The sequence below is a fragment of the Desulfovibrio faecalis genome, from assembly GCF_053570625.1.
In genome coordinates this window covers 937,918-961,788 of sequence record NZ_JBRBQR010000001.1, presented here as the reverse complement: position 1 = coordinate 961,788, position 23,871 = coordinate 937,918, and the positions used below count along the sequence as shown (strand labels likewise).

Below are 23,871 nucleotides of genomic sequence, written 5' to 3'. Positions count from 1 at the left end.
GGAAGGGGCCGTTCTCTCTAGCGGGTGGGCTTGGGAAACCCCGCAAAAACGCGAGAGGCGGAGGCCCCACGCCCCCGCTACAAGCTCACAGCGCCGAGCTGTGCTCGGCTAAAGGCACGAAAAGTTTTCGCTTGCGGTGCGGCAAAGCCGCAACCGGCTCAACCTTTTCGGTGCTGCCCCTGCCCGGCAGCACGAGAGGCGGGCCGTCGCTGACTGAAGATAGTGGCGGCGCGTAAAACGCGAGAAGCGGAGGCCCCACGCCCCCGCTACAAGCTCACAGCGCCGAGCTGTGCTCGGCTAAAGGCACGAAAAGTTTTCGCTTGCGGTGCGGCAAAGCCGCAACCGGCTCAACCTTTTCGGTGCTGCCCCTGCCCGGCAGCACGAGAGGCGGGCCGTCGCTGACTGAAGATAGTGGCGGCGCGTAAAACGCGAGAGGCGGAGGCCCCACGCCCCCGCCTCTCTATGAGTGGAGAATTCGTCATGGATTGCGGACTGCCATGCCCCCTATCATGTCACGGAAAAGTGATGCTAGTGGTTTGTGTTCTGCAATGCAGCGTTAATGTTGCATTGAAAACGCATGGTCGTTCTGCATCCGGGCCGGAGTTCAACGTAGAAGTCCGTCCGGTTTATTGTTCGGGCGCGTCAGGGACGCGCCGCACAAGAGCCAGGGCCAGCAAGGCCGGAGACATCCTGGGCATCTGGGCTGGTCTGCGCAACTGCCGCCGCACAAAACCCGCCATGTCCAAAGCCATATCCGCGTCAGTCAAAGCCGAGCGGCATGCCTTTTTGTTTTCTTCCAGAACTGCAAGATACCGCTCAACCAGCCTCAGATCACGATTGTGTGATGGATCATCGGCCAATTCAGGCGGCGAGGCTCCCAACTGGAAAACGTCACCGATGTGTTGCGACATGACCATTCCTCCATGAATGGATCACTTGCTTCCTTGCAAAGGGGTTGGCCCTGTCCGCCTCCTTGTTTGGTTTTGTACCGTCTCCCCTTCCCCACTCGTCAAGATTTTTATCGGAACATTAGGCCAGATCTTTAGGGTAGGTCTAAAAAAAAGGCCCATTGCATGCCCATAAACGCAAAGTAAAAGCGGAGAACAAATTATATCAGTCATGTAAAAGAGATACGATAAAACTGTTACTTGCAAGTAATTTCGATCGCAGCTACCATGCAGCAACTCAGATGCCTGACGAGGAGAACCTATGCCAACACCTATATTGCACAAGGAAAGCCTGATCCCGGGCAAAACCAGCAAACTGGTGCTCCACGCGCCGCAAATCGCGCAAAAAGCGCGCCCCGGCCACTTCGTCATGCTGCGCATGAGCGAACAGGGCGAGCGCATTCCGCTGACCATTGCAGATACTGACCGGGAAAACGGCACCATTACCATAGTGTATCTGGTTATGGGCAAGAGTACGGCCATGCTTGAAGCACTCGGCGTTGGAGATGCCATTCTTGACGTCTGCGGCCCCCTGGGCCACCCCACCCATATTGAAAAACGCGGTACGGTCGTATGCGTGGGCGGCGGCACCGGTATTGCCGCCATGCACCACATCGCCAAGGGCCATGCCCGCATCGGCAACAAGGTTGTGGGCGTTATCGGCGCTCGCAGCAAAGATCTGCTGCTCTTTGAAAACGAGCTCAAATCCTTTGTGGATGAACTGCTTGTTTCCACTGACGATGGCAGCTACGGCCACAAGGGCCTTGTTACCGAGCTTCTGCGCGACCGGCTTGAAAAAGACAAGGACGTGTTTGAAGTCGTGGCCGTCGGCCCCGTGCCCATGATGGCCGCCGTGGCTGAAACCACGCGCCCCTTTGGCGTCAAGACCACGGTCAGCCTCAACCCCATCATGGTTGACGGCATTGGCATGTGCGGCGCCTGCCGCGTCACCGTTGGCGGCAAAACCAAGTTCGCCTGTGTGGACGGCCCCGAATTTGACGGTCACGAAGTGGATTTTCCCGAACTGCGCCGCCGCCTGGCCGCCTACCGGGAGCAGGAAACCATTTCCATTGAAGAATACCGGAGAGTCAGCCATGGAGAATAGCAAACCCAAAAAGACCGTGGCTCCCCGTGTGGACATGCCCTGCCAGCCCGCAAAAGTGCGCCGCGCCAATTTTGAAGAAGTCGCCCTTGGCTACACCAAGGAAATGGCACAGACCGAGGCCAGCCGCTGCCTTCAGTGCAAAAAGCCCCTGTGCGTGTCGGGCTGTCCTGTAGAAGTGCCCATCCGCGACTTTATCCATCAGGTTGCCGAGGGCAACATGGATGCCGCCTACCGCATCATCAAGACCACCAACAGCCTGCCCGCCGTGTGCGGTCGCGTGTGCCCCCAGGAGCACCAGTGCGAAGGAAAGTGCGTGCTCAAGGCCAAGGGGCAGCCCGTGGCCATTGGCCGTCTTGAACGCTTTGTGGCAGACACGTATATCGCCACAACAGCCTGTGAGCAGGTGACCGGCACCAATGCCTGCGCCCTGCCCCTGGGAGCCAAAAAGGTGGCCTGCATCGGCTCCGGCCCTTCGTCCCTGACCTGTGCTGGCGTGTGCGCCACCGCAGGCATCAAGGTTGATGTGTTTGAAGCCCTGCACGAACCCGGCGGCGTGCTTATTTACGGCATCCCTGCCTTCCGCCTGCCCAAGACCGTGGTAGCCACGGAAATCAACGGCCTGCGTCAGGCCGGTGTGGATTTCCACCTCAATTCCGTGGGTGGCCGCACCATTGATATTGACGACCTGCGCAAGGAGTACGACGCCATTTTCATCGGCGTTGGCGCTGGACTGCCCGTCTTTTTGGGCGTTCCCGGCGAAAATCTGGTGGGCGTGTTCTCCGCTAACGAATACCTCACCCGCGTCAACCTTGGCCGCGCCTACAACTTCCCCTCGCAGGACACACCGGCCTACCCCGGCAAGCATGTTACCGTGTTTGGCGCGGGCAACGTGGCCATGGACGCAGCGCGCACAGCACTGCGCATGGGCGCGGAAAGCGTGCATGTGGTCTATCGCCGCACAAGGGCCGAAATGCCCGCCCGTCTGGAAGAGCTGGAACATGCGGAGGAAGAAGGCGTGCAGTTTGCCATGCTTTCCGCTCCGTTGCGCTTCAACGGCGATGCGGAAATGCGCCTTCAGTCCGTAACCCTGCAGCGTATGGAACTGGGCGAACCCGATGCTTCTGGTCGCCGCCGGCCTGTGCCTGTGGAAGGCTCAGAATACGATCTGCCCACCGACCTTGCCATTGTGGCTCTGGGCACCCGTTCCAACCCCATCCTCCTCGAGGCTACCCCTGAGCTCAAACTGAACAAATGGGGCTACATCGAGGCCGATGAGGCCACTGGCGAAACCTCCATTCCCAACGTCTTTGCGGGCGGCGACATCGTCACCGGCGCGGCCACGGTCATTCTGGCCATGGGCGCAGGGCGCAAGGCCGGACAGGAAATAGTCAAAAGAATCGCAGGCTGATTGCAGCCCGGCATCTGATAAAAGGGGGCCTCCGCTGGAGGCTCCTTTTTTTCATGACCATTCATAAAGAAGGCAACAGCTCAGCCTGTCCATTTGCTCCGGCTTGCCAGACCTGCGGTTCGCGGTCATACTCAAACCAGAGTTCACACCAGCATCAGACCTGCCGCCACCTGCGCCAATACGGCAGGCCCTTTTATATCGACAACATCCCCTTTCGGGGGCCGGGATGGCATTCTCCGGCGGGCCAAGGGCGCGGCCCGGCATATCAGGAAAATCAGCATGATTCTCGCAGACCTGCACACGCACACCAAGTATTCGCACGGCGGCAACACTCCGGCAGAAATGTACGCTGCCGCCCAGACCAAGGGGCTAGAGTACATGGGTTTTACCGAGCATTCGCCCCGGCCCGTGGGCTTTGACTACACCCACGAATACCGCGAGCAGCTGACCCGCCACCTGCCGGACTACGAGCGCGAGGTCTGCGCCCTCAAGGCCGCCAACCTTAATGGCCCCTGCCGCGTTTTGTTCGGCATGGAAATGGACTGGCTTGAAGGACAGGAGGACTACACCCGGGCCTCCTGCGCCGCCTTTGACTTTGATTACCTGCTGGGGAGCGTACATTTTATCGGTCACTGGGGCTTTGACGATGGCGCTGAACCGTGGAAAGCCTTTTCGCAGGAAGAATGCGAAAAGCAGTATCAGGCCTATTTTGAAGCATGGGAACGCATGATCCTATCCGGCCTGTTCAACATTGCCGCGCACCCTGACCTCATCAAGATTTTCTCTGTGGAGCAGTTCCACATCTGGCTGGCAAAGCCGGAAAGCATGGCGCTGGTGCAGCGCTGCCTTGCGACCCTGCAACGCATGGGCATGAGCATGGAGATATCTTCCGCTGGTCTGCGCAAGGCCTGCCGCGAAATTTACCCCGCACCGCCCATCATGCTTGTGGCCGCGCAAATGGGCCTGCCCGTGAGTTTTGCCTCAGATGCGCACGGCACCGATGATGTGGGCTACGGCTTTGCCCGGCTGGCCTCATACGCGCGCGCCTTCGGCTTTGCCGAGTACACCATTTTTAATCGGGGCCAGCGGATTGTGCTGCCCCTGTAAAACGGCGCATGCCTTTGACACCACGGATCACGTATGTCCGAAATTATTGTATCCATTGATGACGTAAGTCTTTTCCTGCCCGGCGATGCCAGCCAGAAGCATGTGCTGCACAACATCAACTGGCAGGTGCGGCGCGGCGCGCACTGCGCGCTCATTGGCCCCAATGGCTCGGGCAAGTCCACCCTGCTGCGGCTCATGCGCGGCGAGCTGTGGCCCGCCCACGGGCGCATCCAGTGGCACGGGCCTGACGGCCCGGAAGACTCCCCACTGGCGGGCAGGGGCATGACAAGCCTTGTCTCTCCTGCGCAGCAGGAAAACTATCAGCGGCAGGCCTGGGATCTCACAGGCCGCGACCTGCTGCTCACAGGCTTTGAGGATACCCCGCTGGTCTATGCTGACAGCACAGCCTACAGGCGTCAGGCTGTGGAAGACATGGCAGCCCGGCTTGACGCCGAAGGCCTGCTTGAACGGACTGTACCCACATTTTCGCAAGGGCAGCTGCGCCTTTTGTTACTCGGACGCGCCCTCTTGCGCACCCCCACCCTGCTGCTGCTTGACGAGTGCGATGAAGGCCTTGACGAACGCTATCGTCAGATTTTCTTTGAGACTCTCGGCGAATACGCCAGCCGCTGCACGGTTGTGATGACAGCGCACCGCGCCGCCAATATTCCAGACTGGTGCGCTGGCCGCCGGTATGTGCGTAATGGCCGCCTGCTCACAGCGCCGCCTGCGTCTGAGTCCGGTGAAGAAGCGCCGAAGATGCCGCAGAACGACAATGCCTCTGGAGTTGCGGAGCACGTACTCAACGGCGGGCACGCCATGCTTGATCTGGATAATGTCACCGTATTCATTGATCGGCAGGAAGTGCTGCACGACATCAGCTGGTGCATGCATCAGGGCGAAAACTGGCGCATCACCGGGGCCAACGGCTCGGGCAAATCCACCTTGCTGCGTTTGCTGGCAGGTGATGAATTTGTTGCCGCCGGGGGCAGATTTGACCGCTGGCTGCCCGGTCAGGGCGGGCAGGTAGATACCCTTGAAGCCCTGCGCAAGGGAGTACGCCTTGTGTCCGATCTTTCTCAGGCTCTGTACGGCTATTCCCTTAATGCGCTTGATATGGTTTGCACAGGCTTTGACAACAGCATCGGCGTATACCGCCGCTTTTCTGATGCCGAGCGGGCCGAGGCCACAAACCGCATGGCCCAGATGTTCCCCGATGAAAGCACCGAGGGGCTGAAGCAGCTTGGGCGGCAATCCATCCGCCATTTGTCCACAGGGCAGTTGCGCCGCCTGTTTCTGGCGCGCGCCCTGGTGGGCGGGCCGGATATCCTGCTGCTGGACGAACCCTGCTCCGGCCTGGATGCGCCAAGCCGTGCCCAATACCTGCATTTGCTGGATCAGCTTGCCCTGCAGGGCGTCCAGATGGTGTTTGTGTCCCACCATAATGAAGACGCCCCCCTGTGCATCAACAGGGAGGCGCATATGGAAGGCGGACGCCTGCGTGTAGTGCTGTAGGGCCTAATCCTTGCCCTTCCCAAACTTGGAGCGCGCTACTTCAATAGCCACAGGCAGTACGGAAACAATGATGATGCCGTAAACAATCAGGCTGAAGTTCTGTCGCGCCCATTCCAGGTTGCCCAGAAAGTACCCGGCGGAAACCAGCCCGCCCACCCAGAGCACGCAGCCGGTGATGTTGAACAGAAAAAACGTGGGCGGATGCATCAGGGCAATGCCCGCCACAAAGGGCGCAAAGGTGCGCACTATGGGCACAAAGCGGGCCAGCACAATAGCCTTGCCGCCGTGCCGCTCATAAAAATCGTGCGCCTTGATCAGGTGGGATTTTTTGATAAGGCGGTTCTCGCGCGAGAAAATGGCCGGGCCCACATGCCGCCCGATAAAGTAATTCACCGCATCGCCCAGTATGCCTGCCGCCAGCAGTACGCCCATCACTTCGCCATAACCCAGCAACCCGGCCCCGGCAACCACGCCGGAGGCAAACAGCAGGGAATCGCCCGGCAGGAAGGGGGTTACCACAAGACCTGTTTCGCAAAAAACAATGACGAACAGTATGGCGTAAAGCCACAATCCGTACTGATTGGCAAGTTCAAACAAATGCACGTCTATGTGCAGAATAAAACTGACAAAACTGCTCAGTAGTTCCATAAAGGCTGATCTCCCTCATCGGGCGCATTGGCGCGCCTTCGGTCTGCTCTTGTACCCCAAGGCCGCTTGTGGCACAACACAGCCATGCGCGTACTCACCACTATAGCTGTCCTTGCCCTGCTCCTGTTCGCTCCTGCCGCCAATGCCGCCGACACCTATATGGTCGGTTTCAGAACGCTTGGCCAGTGGTCGCCGGAAACAGGCCTGCGCCTGGATGTGAATGTGTGGTATCCATCATCGCGCCCGCCGCGTGATCTCAACTATGCGCCGTGGGAGATTTCCGCCTCCCGAGCAGGCAAGGCGGTGGACGGGCGTTTCCCCCTGCTTCTGCTCTCGCACGATACCGCAGGGACGCGTTTCTCCTATCATGATACCGCCGCATGGCTGGCATCGCTGGGTTTTGTGGTGGCTGCCCCCAATCACCCTGGCGACAACATGGACAACATGGACAATCTGCTGACATGGCAGCAGCTTGAAAACCGTGCGCATGAACTTTCTGGCAGCATTGACCTGCTCCTGCATGATCCGGAAGTGGAGCCCAGCATTGACGCTTCGCGCATCGGAGCAATCGGCTTTGGCGTTGGCGGCGCGGCGGCTCTGCTGCTGGGCGGCGCGCTGCCGGACTGCGAGGGCTGGGCCAGCTATTGCTCGCGCACAGCTCCTAACGACATGTATTGCAATACCTGGGCTCGCGAGCGCATGGAATCGCTGTGCAAAAACCTGCCGCTCACACGCAGCCTCGCCGACACGCGCATCCGCGCCATTGCGGCGGTGGCGCCCGGTTTTGGCATGTTGTTTTCGCGCCAGTCGTTTCACTGGTTCTACCCGCCGCTGCTGATTATGGCCGCGCCCAACGACAGCCTGAACAACCCGGCCCTGCATGCGCGGCGCATATTTGAGCTTATGGATAAAAAGCCCCGCTGGCTGAGCCTGCCGCAAGCCGACACCGGCGCGCTCATGGCGCCCTGCCCCGAATCTCTGGCAATGGAACTGCCGGAGCTGTGCCGCTCGGTCACGGAAGAAACACGCGGGGCAATCCACAGACGCATGACCGAATCCTTGGGCGATTTTTTTCTGCACTACCTCGGCAATGCCCAGAATCTGCCCCAGATTCCGCCGCCGCCCGACCTGACGCCGCAGCCGCAAAAGGCAGCGCCAGAGCCAGCTACGCAGCCTGCGTCAAAATCCAAAAAGCGCCGCCCCGGCTAGGCTTGTAAAGGCAGATTACATGCGCCTTTTCAGCCGCCTTGACAATTGCCGCACGGCTCACTAAAGGGTGTGGCATGGCGGTAGGATCATACCGTAACATGCAAATTTCCCTATCCGGAACAGGATAATATGCGGAACACAATTTATTTGTTCTGTTTTTTACTGGCTGCCCTAGTCCCCGCAACCGCCTGGAGCACCGACAGCCAGGGTTTGCCAGAACAGCAAGGCTGGGTGGTCATGCCAGCTGGCGCGCGCCCAGCCTACTTTGGCATACACGGCGGCACCATGCCCGTCAGCCTGCTTGTTTATGGCGACGGATCTTCGCTCGTGACCTTTGTTGGCCGCACCGGCAACGACTTTATCGATGTGCTGCGCAGGGCCGAAATCTCCATGCCAAGCCTGCTCAACGCCACCTCGCAGCGCTCGGCGGCTGGAAAAAACGTCTCGCCTTCGGCCAACGCCACCGCAGTGCTCATGGCTGGTTCTTCTTCCAGCAGCCTTCCGGTGTTCAATGTCAGCGGCGAAAGGCTTTCGCACATGGATGTTCCGCCCGGACAGCTTCAACCCTTTGGGCTTTCCGACAAGGCGCTGTCTATCGAAGGCGAAGTAACAGCCCCCCAGCGGTTGTCCACTGTGAAGCAGTATCGCCTCCTTTTTCAGCCACAGTATCTGCAACCACGGCGCAACCAGCGTTAGCCTAATTGCAAAAAACAATTTTTACTTTTAACAAAAAATCAAAAAAACTTTTTTATTATTCTAACAGCCCATTGAGCAAACAAGTTAAATAATTTTAGCTTCAAACGCTGTCTTTTAAAATTGTTTTTGCGACTGCCCGCCCGGTACAAGAGCGGGCTTTTTTTTCGCCTGCTTGATTTGAATGTTTATAGAAGATAAACTATCTTTAAGCAGAACATTTTGTCTCAGGAGACAAGCTATGCCGCTTTCAGATCATTTGGAACTTATGCAGCGCCTCTGTGCCAAAGCAGGACAGGATCATGAGTGCCCATTCGAAAAGCACTTTCGTTCTGGCTTCATGTCACTCAAGGAATTCAGCACGGACTATGATGCCATAGTTGACGAACACAACCCCTTTTATCAGGAATTTACAAAATACCTGAAGCAGGATGCCCTGGAGACTGACGATCTTTTTTCGCTCTTTGAATGTCTGGTGATCTTTATCCGCATGCGCCAGATGGCACGTTCAGGCCTTGAGCTCAGCCTCAGGGAACAGAGCGTGCTGGACTATTTTGAATCGTGCGGTGAGTGGGCGTCACGTGACGATACGCTCGTGAGCAACTGGTACTGGAAGCAACTTCCAGCTAAGCAGCGCAGCCATTAGCGAAACAGGATTCCACAAAGGATTATCCAGACATATCCACCAGACCGCTCAATGCGCAAAGGCCGCCCAGCACTGCTGGGCGGCCTTTTCAACCTATGTGCTACGGCTATGCCGCCAGCATTCTAGAACACACCAGGATTAAGCATCACCAGCACGGTGCAGATAATGCCCACGATGGTGCCGTAGAGCATGAAGGGCCAGAACGTGCGGCGCAGAACCTCGCCTTCGCGGCCCGACAGACCCACGACCGCGCAGGCGGCCACGATATTGTGTACGCAGACCATGTTCCCCATGGCGCCGCCAACGGCCTGAGCCGCCACGATGATCTGACGGGGCAGGTGCAAGGCCTGAGCCATGTTCCACTGGAATTCAGCAAACATAAGGTCAGAAACCGTGTTGGAGCCAGTGATAAAGGCACCAAGACCACCCACAAAGGCAGCCAGAACAGGCCACACCGAACCAGCCACAGCGGCCACTGCCTGTGCCAGAGCCAAAGGCATGGAGGGCACATCAATGGGGTTTGTGGCCGAACCACGGAAGATGGACACCAGCGCCACGGCAAAGATCAGGGCAATGGTGGGGGACTTCATCTTGCGAAGACTTTCGCCCCAGGCTCGGGAAACCGCGGCCTTGGGCATCTTGTGCAAGATGATGGTCATGAGCGACACCACAATAAAGAACGTGCCGGGCAGATAGAGATAATCAATGGAAGCGTTTACGCCCTTGAATCCCCAAATATCAACAAAGTTCAGCTTGAAGCTCAGCAGCCAAGTCTTGAGACCCAGCGAAGGAATGCGCGAAAGCACCAGAAGAATGCAGATCAGCACATAGGGCAACCATGCCTGGAACTGGGTCATGTGCGCACGGAATTCTGTTTTGGTGCTGGGGGGCACGGAGCCTGTCCAGCTTTTGTCCCATTCGGTATGCGGAGCAAATTCCCACACAGTTTTGGGAACGCAAAATCCCTTCTTGGTTCCCCACACCACAACGCCGAGGCCAAGCAGGCCAGCAAGCAGAGCGGGGAATTCAGGGCCAAGCAACCACGCGCAGGCAAGGTACGGCACCAGGAAGCAAACGCCCGCAAAAACGCAGTACTTCCAGGCGGCAAAGCCAACAGACCAGGATTTTTCCTTGCCAAAAAAGCGGGTCATGAAGCCCAGCATGAAAATGGTCAGGATAATTGCCATGGGGGCATGCATAAAGGTTGCCCACTGGCCTACGGCCGCACCAAAACCGTCATAATTTTGGAAGGGCAGATTGGGGTTGGCGGCAACAGATTCCGCCACAAGATTTTTAAGGAAACTGAAACCAACGATAACAGGCGTGCCCACTGCGCCAAAGGTAACTGGCACGGAGTTGAACACCAGGCAGACCACAGCTGCGGCCATGGCCGGAAAGCCCAGAGCAAGCAGCAGGGGCGCGGCAAGAGCGGCGGGAGTGCCAAAGCCGGCAGCGCCTTCAATAAAGGCCCCAAACATGAAGCCAATAATGATAGCTTGCAGACGGCGGTCACGGCTGACGCCCTGCATGCCGCACTGGATGGTTTCCATGCCGCCGCTTTCTTCAAGAGTATAAAGAATAAGAATTGCGCCAAAAACAATAATCAGAACGCCAATGGCAACAACGACGCCCTGAAGCGACAGAGCAAGCAGATAGGAGGGAGATAGCTTCCAACCCACAAGTCCGCAGATGACGCAGACCAGCCAGGCCAGAGGCATGGCTCGGGTTGCTGGCCACCGCAGGCCAACCATAAAAATGAGTGCAACAAGGATGGGGATAATAGCTAACAGGGCCAACATTCCAATAGACATAATGCCTCCGCATTTGTGAAGCAGTGAGCTGCTCCCATTCTCAGCACACACTGCCCAAGTTTTACACCTCGCCGCCTGGCAGGATGATGTTAACGCAACGCTGCCGCATTGCTCCACGGGGTTTCAGCCAGAGTTTGCCCGTCCTCAAGCGCAAGAAGACAGACCAGGCTTCGGCCCTCCCCACAGTGGAGAGCCGAAACCATCCCTCAACTTTCCTGCGGATGAAGAGCCTCAGCTCTCCACCCACAGGAAGATGTTTCGTTGGATTACTTTTTCAGATTTTCAGCCAGAAGTTCGGCAATATGATCGACCTTTATCTTGAGGCCCTGCTTTTCAGCACCGCCACGGATCTGCATGACGCAGCCGGGGCAGTCCACCACCAGGCGGTCAGCGCCGGTGGCCTTCATGTTGGCGATCTTCTTGTCCAGCAACTGGGCGGAGATTTCGGGGAACTTCACAGAGTAGCTGCCGCCAAAGCCGCAGCACACTTCTTCTTCCTCGCAAGGCACGTATTCCGCCGCATCACCGATAAGGTCGCGGGGGGCCTTTTTGACGCCCAGGCCACGGCACAGGTGGCACGAGGCATGGTAGGTGACCTTCTGCGCGGACTTGTTGAAGTCCTCGGCCTTGAGGCCCAGCACGTCATGCACGAAAGAGCTGAAGTCGATGATCTTGGCCGCAAAGGCCTGAGCTTCCACCGTGGAGAAATCCTGATCCAGGATTTCAGGGTAGTGGTGCTTGAGATGACCGGCGCAGCTGGCGCACAGCGTGATGATGTAGTCGTAGTTGCCGCCACGGAATGCGGCAATGTTCTGCTTGGCCACATCCATGGAGGTTTTGCGCTGGCCCATCATTTCGAGGGGCAGGCCGCAGCAGGACTGTTCCATGGGGAAGTCCACAGCCACGTTCTTGGCGGCCAGGATCTTCACGCAGGCTTCCAGTTCTTCAGGGTAGATGAAGTCCTGGGCGCAACCGCTGAAGATAGCAACGCGGAAGGTGGGGTTCTGCACCTTGGGAGCCAGTTCGGGCCAACGGTCACGGAAGGACTTGTTGGCGATGGCAGGCAGAGCCTTGAAGTTGTGCTTGCCAAGGAAGACGGCAGGCAGATGGCGCTGGAACTGCGCGCCGCGCGTGAAGGGCTTCTGGGCGAAGCTGGCGAACTTGAGCAGCTTGTGGAACAGCTTGCGGTTCTTCATCACAGCGGAAAGCAGGTTGGCTTCGATGGGCGCGCCCTGTTCCACGTTGAGACGCGAGCGCACTTCGCGGATAAGACGCGGCAGGTCAATGCCGCCAGCGCACACATTGGCGCACGATTCGCAGCCCATGCAGTTCTGGCTGAGAATACGCGCACGATCCTTGCCGTGGAAGAAGTAGGTAAGGATCAGGCCGATGGCGCCAATGTAAATGTAGCCCATCTTGTGGCCGCCCACGAGGCGGTACACAGGGCAGACGTTGGCGCAAGCGCCGCAGCGCACACAGCGGAACACCTGCGAGAACAGGGGATCCTTGGCGATTTCGGTACGGCCGTTATCAAGAAAGATAACGTGCAGGATCTTTTTGTCGTCGGCATTGGCTGCGCAGGGGCCTGCGCCGCACATCCAGGTGACATAGGAGGTAAGGCGCTGGGCGGTGGCGTTGCGGGGCAGAACCTGAAGAGCCACCAGGGCATCGTCCAGCTTGGCAACGAGCTTGTCCAGACCGGCAATGGCAACATGCACACGCGGCAGGGTCGTAACCATGCGGGCGTTGCCTTCGTTGGTCACGGTAGAGATGGCGCCGTTTTCGGCCACTGCAAAGTTACAGCCGCTCACGCCCATATCGGCGGCGATGAACTTGCGGCGCAACTGCACGCGGGCCACCTTGACCAGACGCTGCACGTCAGAATCCTGCTTGACGCCGGTGGCCTTGGTGAAGTCGTCCGCCACCTGATAACGCGAAAGGTGGATGGCGGGCATAACCATGTGCGAAGGACCTTCGTGGCGCAGCTGGATGATCCATTCGCCAAGGTCGGTTTCGTCCACGATCAGGCCATTGCCTTCCAACGCGGTGTTCAGGCCGATTTCTTCGGCGGTCATGGACTTGGACTTGACCACCTTCTTCACTTTGTTTTCTTTGGCGATACGAACGATCATGTCGTTGGCTTCGGCAGCGGTGGCGGCACGGTGCACGTGCACGCCGCGCTTTTCAGCTTCGGCCTTGAACTGAGCGTACAGCTCGTCCATGTGCTGACAGGCGTAGTCCTTGGCGTCGGCGATCTGTTTGATCAGCGCCTTCTCGTCCACTTCCTTGAACACGGCTTCGCGGTTGGCGCGGTAGGCCACGGCAAAGGTATCAAGGGTACGACGCAGAAATTCGTCGTTCAGGGCTTCGTCCAGTTCCTTATGATATCCCGATGAGCTCTTGAGGGCGTCATGCATGGGTTAGTCCTCCAGCAGAATGATATGCAGTTCCAGCGGCCCATGCACGCCCACGGCAGCCACGCGCTCAATGTCGGCGGTACGGCTGGGGCCAGTCACCAGGGTGGTGTACGTGGCAGTACCTTCGTTCATGCGCTCGCGCAGCAACTGGGCTATGGAGGGCAGATCGGGGTAGATGGTGGACTTGCGCAGCATCAGCACGGAAACTTCCGAGATCATGCCCGTAAGGCGCACGTCTTCACTGTCGGTATTGAGCAGGCAGGTGCCACTGGCGGCAACGCCAAGTTCGGCGGTGGAAACGCCCACGTCAATACCGGCAAGATAGTTGCGCAGCCCTTCGCGGATGCACAGAAAACCTTTTTCTTCACAGGCAGCTGCCAGCGCGGCAAAGTCGACGTCGCCAAGCTGGGGCGCTGCCACCACACGCTGCACGCGCGTGGGAACCTTATTGGGGCCAAGGGGGCCTTGTTCCGTGCCGGGTTCGTCAGCCAAAAGCTCTGCGGGAGCCTTGTTGGCGCAAACGTCCACAACATACTGCAAGGCGGCTGCCATGTTGGGCACTTCCTGCACTACGGCGGTAACAGCCGCAGCCTTGGCGGAAAAGGCTTCTACCAATTCCTGATGTGTCATAAACAACTCCTTTTTCAAAACACGCCGGGTTCTTGAACCATGCAGCTTCGCCGCGAAAAGTAGTGTGCAGAGGGCCGGATCCACCCGCTGCCATTGTTTGCGCTCATATTCCTGCGAACGGCGTAACACGCCCATAGCTTCAGAAACAAAACCCCACGGCTCTTCTTCAGATGGGCATTCTGGCAGAATAACCGCCGGGTTGATAAACGCGGCGGAGGAACCACAGTCCCCCGCCGCGCTCACATGTTACTTCAGGCTTTCAGCGTACAACTCCACAGTGTGCTTGACGCGCACGGAGTCGTGGTTGTGCGAAAGCACGTCCTCAAGCTGCATCATGCAGGCAGGGCAACCGGCGGCCACAATCTTGGCTCCGGAGGCTACCACATTGTTGCGCTTGCGCTGGCCGATCTTGCGCGAATAGTCGTAGTGGAAGAGGTTGAACGATCCGCCGCAGCCGCAGCAGCGGTCAGCTTCGGCCATTTCCGTAATCTTGTAGGCCGGGTTGGCCGCAACAACGGAACGGGGCTGGCTGACAACGCCAAGCGACTTCTTGAGGTGGCAAGAATCGTGGTAGGTCACGCTGACGGCGTTATCCTGAGCCTGCTCGGCGGGCTGCACCTTGAGCACATCCACCAGGAAGGCATTGATGTCCATGGCCTTGGCGGCCAGTTCTTCAATCTTGTGCTTTTCGGCAGAACCAAGACGGTGCGCGTAGCGGGGCCACAGTTCCTTGACAGTGGAGGTGCAGGAACCGCAAGGGCTGAGAATATAGTCGAAGTCGCCGTTTTTGAGGGCTTCCACGTTCACGCGCATCTGCTCCACCATGCCCTTGGCATCGCCGGACGAAAGCGCCGGAATACCACAGCAGGTGAGGTTTTTGGGCATGAACACGGCCACGTTGTGATAACGCAGCACCTTCAGGCAGGCTTCTGCCATATCGGTGTACATTTTGTCGCCCACGCAGCCGGGGAAGAACGCCACCTTGAGCCCGCCAGCACGGCGGGGTTCGTCAAGCGCGCCGTAACGGGCGTGCAGAGGCGTTTTTGCCAGGGGGTGAATGTGGCGGTCGCCCAGCATGAAGTTGAGCAGAGGCGCGCACACGGTACCCTGCGCGTCGTTGCTCGAGCCAAAGATAAGGCCCTGCATGGGCGCGCCAACGCGCATGGCGAAGTTGAAGAGGCCAGGCTTGGTCAGAAGCGACCGGAAGATCATCTTCTTGACCGGGTGCAGGCCGATAAACTCGTTTACGATTTCACGGGCTTCCATGAAGACGTCCATAATCTGGACGCCGGGCGGGCAGGACGCCTGGCAGGAACCGCACAAAAGGCAGCGGCCCAGTTTTTCGGCCACAGCCGCAGGGTCCTGAATCATCTCATGGGCCAGGTTGTCAATAAGGGCCAGCTTGCCGCGAGCCACGTCAGCTTCCATACCGGTGGCGCCGAACATGGGGCACACGGCCTGGCACATGCCGCATTTCATGCAGGCAGTGATCCTGTCGTCCAGGGCCATAAGGCGCTGGGCCAGTTCGTGCATAGTACTCATGAAACGCTCCTGGAGCGGTTGAATTTTTGCTCTTGCCCGGTAGCGCCCGCACAGGGCGGGCAGCCCCCGGAAAAGACGGGGGCCAAAAGACCCCGCCTCTGCAATGCCGGAGCGAACTACTTAGATACCCACCAGCTTGGTGGAGTTAAGCAGTCCCTTGGGGTCAAGAGCCCGGCGCAGCCGCTGCGAGAACAGAATGGTGCCGCGTGAGGTTTCCTTTTCCATCCACTTGGACTTGGCGGTGCCGATGCCGTGTTCGCCGGAGAGCGTACCCTTCAGCTTGATAGCCGTGTCGAACATTTCGTCGATGGCTTCTTCCACGCGCTTGAATTCGTCGGCGTCGCGCTTGTCGCACAAGAAGGTGGGATGCAGGTTGCCGTCGCCAGCGTGACCAAAGGTGCCCACTTCAAGGCGGTACTTGGCCGCGATGTCGTTGACGGCCTTGACCATGGCGGGGATCTGCGAACGCGGCACGGTGGCGTCTTCAAGCACGGTGGTGGGCCGGGCGCGGGCCAGCACGGGCAGGGCCATGCGGCGGGCTTCCCACAGCTTGAACTTTTCGGCGGCGTCCTTGGGCACGTGCACGGCGGTGGCGTGATTGGCCTTCAGCACCTTTTCAACGGCTTCGGCATCGTCAGCAACCTGGGCGGGATGGCCGTCCACTTCGATGAGCAGGATGGCGCCCGCTTCGCGCGGCAGACCAGCCTTGGTGAAGTCGTCAACGCGCACAATGGTGTTGTTGTCGAGGAATTCGAGAGTACAGGGCACAACGTGGGCGGCAATGATGCCAGCCACGGCGTCGGCGGCGTCCTGCACGTCAGAGAACACTGCCATCAGAGCCTTGGAGGCCTTTGGCGGCGGCACGAGCTTGAGAATGGCTTCAGAAATAACTCCCAGCGTGCCTTCAGACTGCACCATCATGCCGGCAAGGTTATAACCGGTAACGCACTTGACCGTGCGCGAACCGGATTTGACCACTTCGCCCGTGGCGTCGAAAAATTCGATGCCCATGAGGTAATCCTTGGTAACGCCGTACTTGAGGCCGCGCAGGCCGCCAGCGTTTTCAGCAATGTTGCCCGCGAGGGTGGACACTGCCTGAGAACCCGGATCGGGGGGGTAGAAAAGATTTTTCTTGGCAACCGTAGCCGCAAATTCAGCAGTAATGACGCCCGGTTCCACCACAGCGTAGAGGTCGTCAGAATTGATTTCAATAATTCGGTTAAGGCCGGTGGTCAGAATGACCACAGTCTCGGACTTGTCCGGAATGGTGCCGCCGGAAAGGTTGGTTCCCGCGCCGCGCACAGTCATGGGGATACCGTTGTCATACAGTTTTTTCACACACTGGCCGAGCTGTTCCTTGGTAGTGGGGCGCACCACCAAAGAAGGCATGACCGGCGGCAGCACCGCAGAATCATACGAATAGCTCATGCGGTCGGCTTCGGAACTGAACACGTTTTCCTTGCCGATCATGTCTTCAAAATCCTTAATCAACGCCTGGCTTGCCATAAGGCCTCCTTAAAAGTCCGTCATGAACGTCTTTATGGTAAGGCACAGACCTCGCGCCCCTTGCGCGGGCCTGACAGATTTGGATTCCCATACGGTTGTTTGAACAGTCGGTCAACTTTTTTACGAGAATGAAGACGTATAGCGTTGTTTGACAAGTTTGCAAAGGGCACGAGCCAAAAAACTTTGGTATCACAGTCTAACATTCTCGCAAAAAAACTTGCCCACTGTCGTTTCAACCATACCGGGGCAATGCGATCTGCATCATTGCAATTCAAATCGTTTTAAACAGTTAAGCCTTATACGCGGTATTGTGAAGACGCAGTGCACACAAAGTTTCCTGCCGTTTGACGGGAAGAAGCACATAAAAAAATATGCGGCTGTCATGAAAAAAGATATTCCGTGTTCTCCCAACGGATGGCAAAACTCAAGCAGTGAGGAGACGTGAAAAGGACGGCCCATTGCCCGGCAGACATGCCGGAATCAGGCTATTGTGAGGATGTGACGGCGTAGCGCGCGCCGCCACAAAAAAATTACTGCTGCCAACAGCTGCCGTCAACGGCAGACACCAGCGGATATACCCGATCGGGCAGATTTTGTTAGTTTGCCTGAGGCTTTTTTGCTGCGGCCTGCTTCCAAAAGAAAAAATGCCCCAGAGCCATGCCGCCATGCCCAACGGCATAGGCAAGCAAAAGCCATACAAAGATGCTGTGCAGGCTTGCTGCAGTGTGCGACACATCACCCATCTGCCACGAGCGGAACCACCACAGGCCCGTGAGCAAGGTCAGGCTCAAGGCTCCCATGCCAAGGCCCTGCACAACACAGGCAAGCCCCTTGGGGCGCGGCGCGATAATCAGCTTGCCGCTGCGTATGGCCGCAACGTCTTTGCCAAGTTGATCCATGTCGCCCCACAGATAGGGAAAGTAGTGGCGCGGCCCACGCATGCCAAGCCCACAGGCCACTAGGCCAAATCCCAGCACGCACAATACAAGGCCCAGAATCATGTGGATTGTGGCAAGGCCAAAAAGTTGCGTCAGCACCTGCACCATTATCAGGCAGACCACCAGCGCGTGCAAAAAACGCAGCACCGGGGGCTGGAAAAATCCGAGAAACTTCCACAGCAAACCCAACTGGGTTTTCAGCATTTCACCCAAGCCCATGGCGTCGCTCCCTGTTTTGCAACTTTTCAAGAACGGCGGCGCAACGGCGCGCCTGTGGCTTCAATCCCGCAAAAAACAAGCGCCGCCCCAAGGGGCGGCGCAACAGATCTAATGGTGGCACGAGCATGAAAGCATGTGCGCCATCTTTTCTTTCTTGGTACGCAGATAATTTTCATTCTCCGGGCAGGCTTCCATTTCAATGGGCACCCGCTCCACAATCTCTATGCCGTAACCGGAAAGCCCCACAATCTTTTTGGGGTTATTGGTCAGCAGACGGATCTTGTGGATGCCCAGATCAACCAGCATCTGCGCGCCGGTGCCGTAGTCGCGCAAATCCGGGGGGAAGCCCAGCTTGCGGTTGGCTTCGACCGTGTCGTAACCTTCATCCTGCAAGGCGTAGGCCTTGATCTTGTTGGCAAGGCCGATGCCGCGCCCTTCCTGACGCATGTAGAGCAACGCGCCGCGTCCCTCTTTTTCAATCTGGCGCAGGGCAGCGCCCAACTGGCCGCCGCAGTCGCAGCGCAACGAACCCAGGGCATCGCCCGTGAGGCATTCGCTGTGGATACGGGTCAGCACCGGTTCCGGCGTGGAAAGGTCTCCCTTCACAAGGGCCAGATGCGTGCCGGGTTCATTTTCGCTTTCATAGGCGATAACAGTAAAATCGCCAAAACGCGTGGGCAGGTGGGCCTGCGCCACACGGCGCACCGAAACCTGACCCCGGTCAAGGCGATAGCGGATGAGATCCTTGACTGCGGCAATTTTGAGGCCATGTTCTTCGGCAAAAATTTCGAGGTCGGGCATACGTGCCATTGTGCCGTCGTCGCGCATGATTTCGCAGATAACGGACGCAGGCTTGAGCCCTGCCAGGCGGGAAAGGTCAACGCCGCCTTCGGTCTGCCCGGCGCGCGAAAGCACGCCGCCAGCCTTGGCCCGCAGGGGGAAGATATGACCGGGGGTGACGATGTCGTCAGGCCGCACATTGTCGGCAACGGCAGCCAGAATGGTCGTGGCGCGGTCTGCGGCGGAAATGCCCGTGGTCACTCCCTCTCGGGCTTCAATGGAAATGGTGAAGTTGGTGCCAAAGCGCGAGCCGTTGCGCTGGGTCATCAGGGGCAATTGCAAGCGGTCAATGATCTCGGGAGCCATAGGCAGGCAGATGAGCCCCCTGCCGAACTTGGCCATAAAATTGATGGCTTCCGGAGTCACATGCTCGGCGGCCATGGTGAGGTCGCCTTCATTTTCGCGGCCTTCGTCATCTACCAGAATAATCATTTTGCCCTGCCGGATGTCGGCAATGGCCTCTTCAATGCTGCACAATGGCATGTTGCTTCCTTCATTGCCCGCCGGGGGGCGTGATTTTTTTACTTTCATCAAAGGTTAGGTACGGAGGCCTGTTCTGTCAACCGCAGGCGGGTTAAGCGCCCAGCGCCTTTCTGCCCGCAAAAGGGGCAGGGCCGCCACGCAGAGGCAATCGCCCGCGCTGTGGGCTAACTGCCCGAAACAGGCTTGAGGCCAACCTCTGCCAGCAGATCCTTGACCGACCTGCCGAACAAAAAGGGCAGCATGGCGCGGGGAACGCCAGCGCGCTCCACGCAAAGTTCGCGAAAGGCCGCGTCCATGCGGGCGGCTTCGCCCAGCTCCGCCACGGCGGCTTCCCGCTCGCTGCCCTCCAGCGGGCCTTGCTCCGCATAACGCTCCACCGTCAGGCCTTGCCCCTGCTGCGGAAAAAATCCCAGTCTGTCGGCCAGTTCAAGCACCGCCCGCACAGAAACCTGCTCTTCATGCGCGCTCACAAGGTCAGGCAGCAAGGCCCTGCTGGCAGCACTCAGGGTGGAAAATCCGGGGATCCCTTCGGCCAGCGCGTTCAGAGCCGCATACCGCCCAAGGTGTGAACCCTTGGCAAGCAGGGCCTCCAGCGGCCCGGTGTCCATGCAGAACAGGGCCGTGCATTGGGCCGGGCGCTTTTCGTAGATGCCGCAGCCCGCTCCTTCGCGGTAATAGCGGCAACGCCAGGGGTGTACCCTGCCGCCGGGCCCGGCAATCTTGAGACGCTCCCCCTCCAGAGGGCGCAATGCCTTGCGCGAGTCATCCCGCGCCCACTCCCCGGCGCGCAGACACACCAGAGCTTCCAGTGTCAATGTGCCGGAAACCAGCAATGCGGCGTCGCTCAGCATCAGGGTCGGCCCGCCCAGCAGGCAGCAGGTGCCGCAGCGCCTGCATACAGGTGCACCGCCGGAATCGGCGGGCATGGATGAAAAGGGGGAATTCTGCATACTCATAGGTTCTCCAGGGCCGGATCAGTGCGAAGGCGGAAAGGCTTGCCCGTTCTCCGCATGTTCCTGCCGGTTCTGCTTGAAACGCCCGCCCCAGAGGCGTCCCAGCCTGCGGGAGAGTTTTTCCATATAATAGTAGTACACTGGCGTGATGTAGAGCGTGACCAGCTGCGAAAAACACAGCCCGCCCACCACCGCCAGACCCAGCGCGCGGCGGGCGTCGGCCCCCGCGCCAATGCCCACGGCAATGGGCAGCGCGCCCATGAGCGCGGCCACGGTGGTCATCATAATTGGCCGAAAGCGCACATGACAGCCCTGGGTAATGGCCGCCAGCGGGTCAAGGGCCGGATCATTCTTCTGCGCTTCCAGTGCGAAATCGAGCATCATGATGGCATTTTTCTTTACGATGCCGAGCAGCATGATGATACCCACAAAGCCGTACAGATCAAGCTCCATGCCGAACAGCCACAGGGTCGCCAGCGCGCCAAAGCCAGCCGACGGCAAGCCGGAAAGGATGGTGAACGGGTGGATGAAGCTCTCGTACAAAATGCCCAGCACAAGATAAATGACCACAATGGCCAGCACAAGCAGCCAGCCCATCCCCTTGAGCGAACTCTGGAAGGCCTGTGCCGTACCCTGCGATTCGGCGGTCACAGTATCGGGCAGCAGCGGGCGCGCCGCAGCCTCCACCGCGCCCACGCCCTGACTGAGCGAAATACCGGGGCGCAGGTTGTACGAGATGGTCACCGATGGGAACTGCCCGTTGTGGTTGACCGCGATGGGGCCGACCCCAGTAGAAAGCTGGGCCAGGGTATTCAGCGGCACAAGATCGCCGCTCTTGGAACGCACGTAGAGCCGTGAAAGGGCCGAGCGGTCTTTCTGGAAGGGCTTTTGCAATTCCACAAAGACAGAATAGTCGTCCGTAGGGGCGTAAATTGTCGAAACCTCACGCGAGCCGTAGGCCGATTGCAGGGCCAGCTCTATCTGCTGCGGGGTCACGCCTAGCGCTGCGGCGCGGTTGCGATCAATGGTCACGCGCAGTTCTGGATTCTTGAGTTGCAGATCGCTGTTAACGTCCTGCAATTCCGGCAGCTTGCGCAGGGCATCTTCAATGCGTTGGGCGCTTTCAAAAAGCGAACCCATATCCGGCCCAAACAGCGTGTATTGATACAGGGCCTTGGACGCACGGCCGCCAATGCTGATGGTTGGCGGCACACGCACAAATACGCGCATGGAAGGCGAGGTGTTGAGATCCTTGCGTAGCTTCTGGGCCACGGTCTCAATGCCGGGGCGTTTATCGTGCTCCGCTAGCCGCATGAGCAGAATGCCGTTGTTCATGCTCTGGCTGCCGCCCACAATGCCCACAATGGAGTTGTAGGCCGCCACATGGGCGGAGGACTCCAGCATGGGGTCAAGGCTGTGCTGCGCCCGCACCATGCCCTCAAAGGACACGCCCTGCTCCGCCTCGGTGCTGGCCTGCAACAGGCCCATGTCTTCCGTGGGCAAAAAACCCTTGGGAATAACCATGCCCAGCCATACTGTCAGGGCCAACAGACACAGCGAGGCCAGAAGTGTAATGCGCCGATGGCGTAGCGCCACATCAAGCGAACGGGCGTACAGGTCGGCCAGCCTGTCAAAACATCGTTCAAGCGCGCCGTACAGCCCGCTCACGGCGGGCTTGTGCCCGGCCATATTCCGCCCCTGCGCCTTTAAAAAATAGGCGCAAAGCATGGGCGTGAGCGTGAGCGATACCACGCCGGAACTCAGGATCGCGGCAATGATGACCACCGCGAATTCACGGAACAGCCGCCCCACAATACCCCCCATGAACAGCACGGGAATGAACACCGCCGCCAGCGAGAGCGTCATGGAAACAATGGTGAAGCCGATCTCCGCCGAGCCGTCAAAGGCCGCAGTCTGTGGGTCCTTGCCCATTTCCTGATGGCGCACGATGTTTTCAAGCATGACGATGGCATCGTCCACCACAAAGCCCACGGCAAGAGTCAGGGCCATGAGCGAGAGGTTGTCCAGGCTGTAGCCCAGCACAGACATGACGGCAAAGGTCGAAATGACCGACATGGGCAGGGCAAGGCTGGGAATGATCGTGGCGGGCAGGTTACGCAAAAAGATAAAAATAACCAGCACCACCAGAAACACAGTGAGTACCAGTGTGAACTTTACGTCCGCCACGGATTCACGGATGGATTCCGAGCGGTCGTAAAAAACCTCCACCTTTGCGGAGGGCGGCAACTGCTTTTCCAGCGCGGGCAGCAGGGCGCGGATGGAATCCACCACCTGCACGGTATTGGTGCCGGGCTGGCGCTCAACGGCCAGCATGATGCTGGGTGCGCCGCCGTTGCTCCAGGTGAGCTGCTTGTCCTGTTTGAAGCTGTCCACCACTTCGCCCAGATCGCGCAGGCGCACGGGCGCGCCGTTGCGGTAGGCCACCACCGCGTCACTGAAGGCCCGGGCGTTCATAAGCTGGCCCGAAGACTTGATGGAATCAGCCCGGTGCGCCCCTTCCAGGGAACCTGTGGGCAACATGCTGTTGGCTGCGGCCACGGCTTCGGCCACCTCGTCAATGCCAAGACCGCGCGTAGCCAGCTCGTCCGGGTTCAGTTGCACGCGCACGGCGTACTGCTTCTGCCCGTAAATGACCACCTGGGCCACGCCGTCCACCATGGAAAGGCGCTGACCTATGAGCGTGTCCGCGTATTCATTAAGCACATAGAGCGGCAAGGTGGCAGACGATACGCGCAGTTGCAGGATGGGCAGATCGGCAGGGTTCACCTTGCGGAAGCTCGGCGGCACGGTCATGTTGGAGGGCAGACGGCGCTGGGCAAGGCCGATGGCCGACTGCACGTCCAGAGCCGCCGCATCGATATTGCGGTCAAGGGCAAACTGAATGGTGATGCGTGTGCGGCCCGTGGAATTGACCGATGAAATGGAATCGATGCCCGCAATGGTGAAGAATTCTTTTTCCAGCGGCGTAGCCACGGAGGAAGCCATGGTTTCCGGGTCGGCCCCGGCAAGCTCGGCCTGCACCTGAATGGTGGGAAAATCCACCGTGGGCAACTGATTTACGGGCAGATTGCGGTACCCCGACACGCCAAAAAACAGCATGCCCAGCATTATCAGCACAGTGGCCACAGGGCGGCGGATAAAAAGCGCGGCAATATTCATGCGGCCCCCTCGGAGAATGCAATGGACGGCACACATGCCTTGCGGCAAAAAGGCAGCCCGAATCAGGTCAGACC

Annotated in this window: 18 protein-coding genes; 7 read left to right on the top strand and 11 right to left on the bottom strand. The window is 58.7% G+C overall.

All coding sequences use genetic code 11. The annotated features are described in order from the left end of the window. Positions 1-626: 626 nt before the first annotated feature. Positions 627-911 carry a hypothetical protein gene (locus ACUZ79_RS04225; RefSeq protein WP_192112300.1) on the bottom strand — a complete coding sequence of 95 codons (285 nt, stop codon included), beginning with the start codon at positions 909-911 and terminating at the stop codon, positions 627-629. A gap of 298 nt (positions 912-1,209) precedes the next feature. On the opposite strand from ACUZ79_RS04225, the gene ACUZ79_RS04220 reads away from it, so the two are divergent. From ACUZ79_RS04220 to ACUZ79_RS04205, 4 genes are all read left to right on the top strand, one after another. Then, positions 1,210-2,052: a sulfide/dihydroorotate dehydrogenase-like FAD/NAD-binding protein gene (locus tag ACUZ79_RS04220; protein ID WP_022657761.1), complete on the top strand. Its 843-nt coding sequence runs from the start codon at positions 1,210-1,212 to the stop codon at positions 2,050-2,052. Then, positions 2,042-3,460, top strand: coding sequence for an NADPH-dependent glutamate synthase (gene gltA / locus ACUZ79_RS04215; RefSeq protein WP_240823719.1), 1,419 nt, complete (start codon positions 2,042-2,044; stop codon positions 3,458-3,460). Before ACUZ79_RS04220 ends, gltA begins: the two co-directional genes overlap by 11 nt. A gap of 279 nt (positions 3,461-3,739) precedes the next feature. After that, positions 3,740-4,567, top strand: coding sequence for a histidinol-phosphatase (locus ACUZ79_RS04210; protein ID WP_449250790.1), 828 nt, complete (start codon positions 3,740-3,742; stop codon positions 4,565-4,567). 33 nt (positions 4,568-4,600) lie between these two features. Then, positions 4,601-6,082 (top strand): ATP-binding cassette domain-containing protein, encoded by a 1,482-nt coding sequence (locus tag ACUZ79_RS04205; RefSeq protein ID WP_449250789.1) that lies wholly within the window; start codon positions 4,601-4,603, stop codon positions 6,080-6,082. A gap of 3 nt (positions 6,083-6,085) precedes the next feature. Here the strand turns inward: ACUZ79_RS04205 and ACUZ79_RS04200 are convergent, their stop codons facing one another. Further along, the gene (locus ACUZ79_RS04200; protein ID WP_449250788.1) at positions 6,086-6,730 is read right to left on the bottom strand and encodes a DedA family protein; all 645 of its coding nucleotides are present in this window, start codon (positions 6,728-6,730) and stop codon (positions 6,086-6,088) included. An 84-nt stretch (positions 6,731-6,814) separates the two neighbouring features. On the opposite strand from ACUZ79_RS04200, the gene ACUZ79_RS04195 reads away from it, so the two are divergent. From ACUZ79_RS04195 to ACUZ79_RS04185, 3 genes are all read left to right on the top strand, one after another. Further along, positions 6,815-7,939 (top strand): alpha/beta hydrolase family protein, encoded by a 1,125-nt coding sequence (locus ACUZ79_RS04195; protein ID WP_240823715.1) that lies wholly within the window; start codon positions 6,815-6,817, stop codon positions 7,937-7,939. A gap of 129 nt (positions 7,940-8,068) precedes the next feature. After that, entirely contained in the window at positions 8,069-8,635 is a 567-nt protein-coding gene (locus ACUZ79_RS04190) for a hypothetical protein (RefSeq protein ID WP_240823714.1), read from the top strand. 238 nt (positions 8,636-8,873) lie between these two features. Further along, complete coding sequence (locus tag ACUZ79_RS04185) at positions 8,874-9,278, top strand: hypothetical protein (RefSeq protein ID WP_449250787.1); 405 nt, start codon at positions 8,874-8,876, stop codon at positions 9,276-9,278. A gap of 122 nt (positions 9,279-9,400) precedes the next feature. Here the strand turns inward: ACUZ79_RS04185 and ACUZ79_RS04180 are convergent, their stop codons facing one another. The 9 genes from ACUZ79_RS04180 to ACUZ79_RS04140 all read right to left on the bottom strand — a co-directional run bounded on the left by ACUZ79_RS04180 (position 9,401) and on the right by ACUZ79_RS04140 (position 23,797). Then, positions 9,401-11,089, bottom strand: a complete 1,689-nt coding sequence (locus ACUZ79_RS04180) for an L-lactate permease (RefSeq protein WP_449250786.1) — start codon at positions 11,087-11,089, stop codon at positions 9,401-9,403. 266 nt (positions 11,090-11,355) lie between these two features. Next, the gene (gene ldhH / locus ACUZ79_RS04175) at positions 11,356-13,506 is read right to left on the bottom strand and encodes an L-lactate dehydrogenase (quinone) large subunit LdhH (protein ID WP_192112291.1); all 2,151 of its coding nucleotides are present in this window, start codon (positions 13,504-13,506) and stop codon (positions 11,356-11,358) included. Positions 13,507-13,509: 3 nt separating this feature from the next. Then, positions 13,510-14,136 (bottom strand): LutC/YkgG family protein, encoded by a 627-nt coding sequence (locus tag ACUZ79_RS04170; RefSeq protein WP_449250785.1) that lies wholly within the window; start codon positions 14,134-14,136, stop codon positions 13,510-13,512. Positions 14,137-14,382: 246 nt separating this feature from the next. Beyond that, on the bottom strand, positions 14,383-15,678 hold the full coding sequence (locus tag ACUZ79_RS04165; protein WP_240823711.1) for a (Fe-S)-binding protein: 1,296 nt from the start codon (positions 15,676-15,678) through the stop codon (positions 14,383-14,385). Between the two features lie 120 nt (positions 15,679-15,798). Continuing rightward, a complete protein-coding gene (locus ACUZ79_RS04160) occupies positions 15,799-17,184 on the bottom strand; it encodes an FAD-binding oxidoreductase (RefSeq protein WP_215647951.1) in 1,386 nt (461 codons plus the stop codon). Positions 17,185-17,780: 596 nt separating this feature from the next. After that, positions 17,781-18,341 carry a cytochrome b/b6 domain-containing protein gene (locus tag ACUZ79_RS04155; protein ID WP_449250784.1) on the bottom strand — a complete coding sequence of 187 codons (561 nt, stop codon included), beginning with the start codon at positions 18,339-18,341 and terminating at the stop codon, positions 17,781-17,783. A gap of 108 nt (positions 18,342-18,449) precedes the next feature. Next, positions 18,450-19,664 (bottom strand): bifunctional 3,4-dihydroxy-2-butanone-4-phosphate synthase/GTP cyclohydrolase II, encoded by a 1,215-nt coding sequence (locus tag ACUZ79_RS04150; protein WP_240823709.1) that lies wholly within the window; start codon positions 19,662-19,664, stop codon positions 18,450-18,452. 164 nt (positions 19,665-19,828) lie between these two features. Beyond that, positions 19,829-20,620, bottom strand: coding sequence for a YkgJ family cysteine cluster protein (locus tag ACUZ79_RS04145; RefSeq protein ID WP_449250783.1), 792 nt, complete (start codon positions 20,618-20,620; stop codon positions 19,829-19,831). An 18-nt stretch (positions 20,621-20,638) separates the two neighbouring features. Next, on the bottom strand, positions 20,639-23,797 hold the full coding sequence (locus ACUZ79_RS04140; protein ID WP_449250782.1) for an efflux RND transporter permease subunit: 3,159 nt from the start codon (positions 23,795-23,797) through the stop codon (positions 20,639-20,641). Positions 23,798-23,871: the final 74 nt, after the last annotated feature.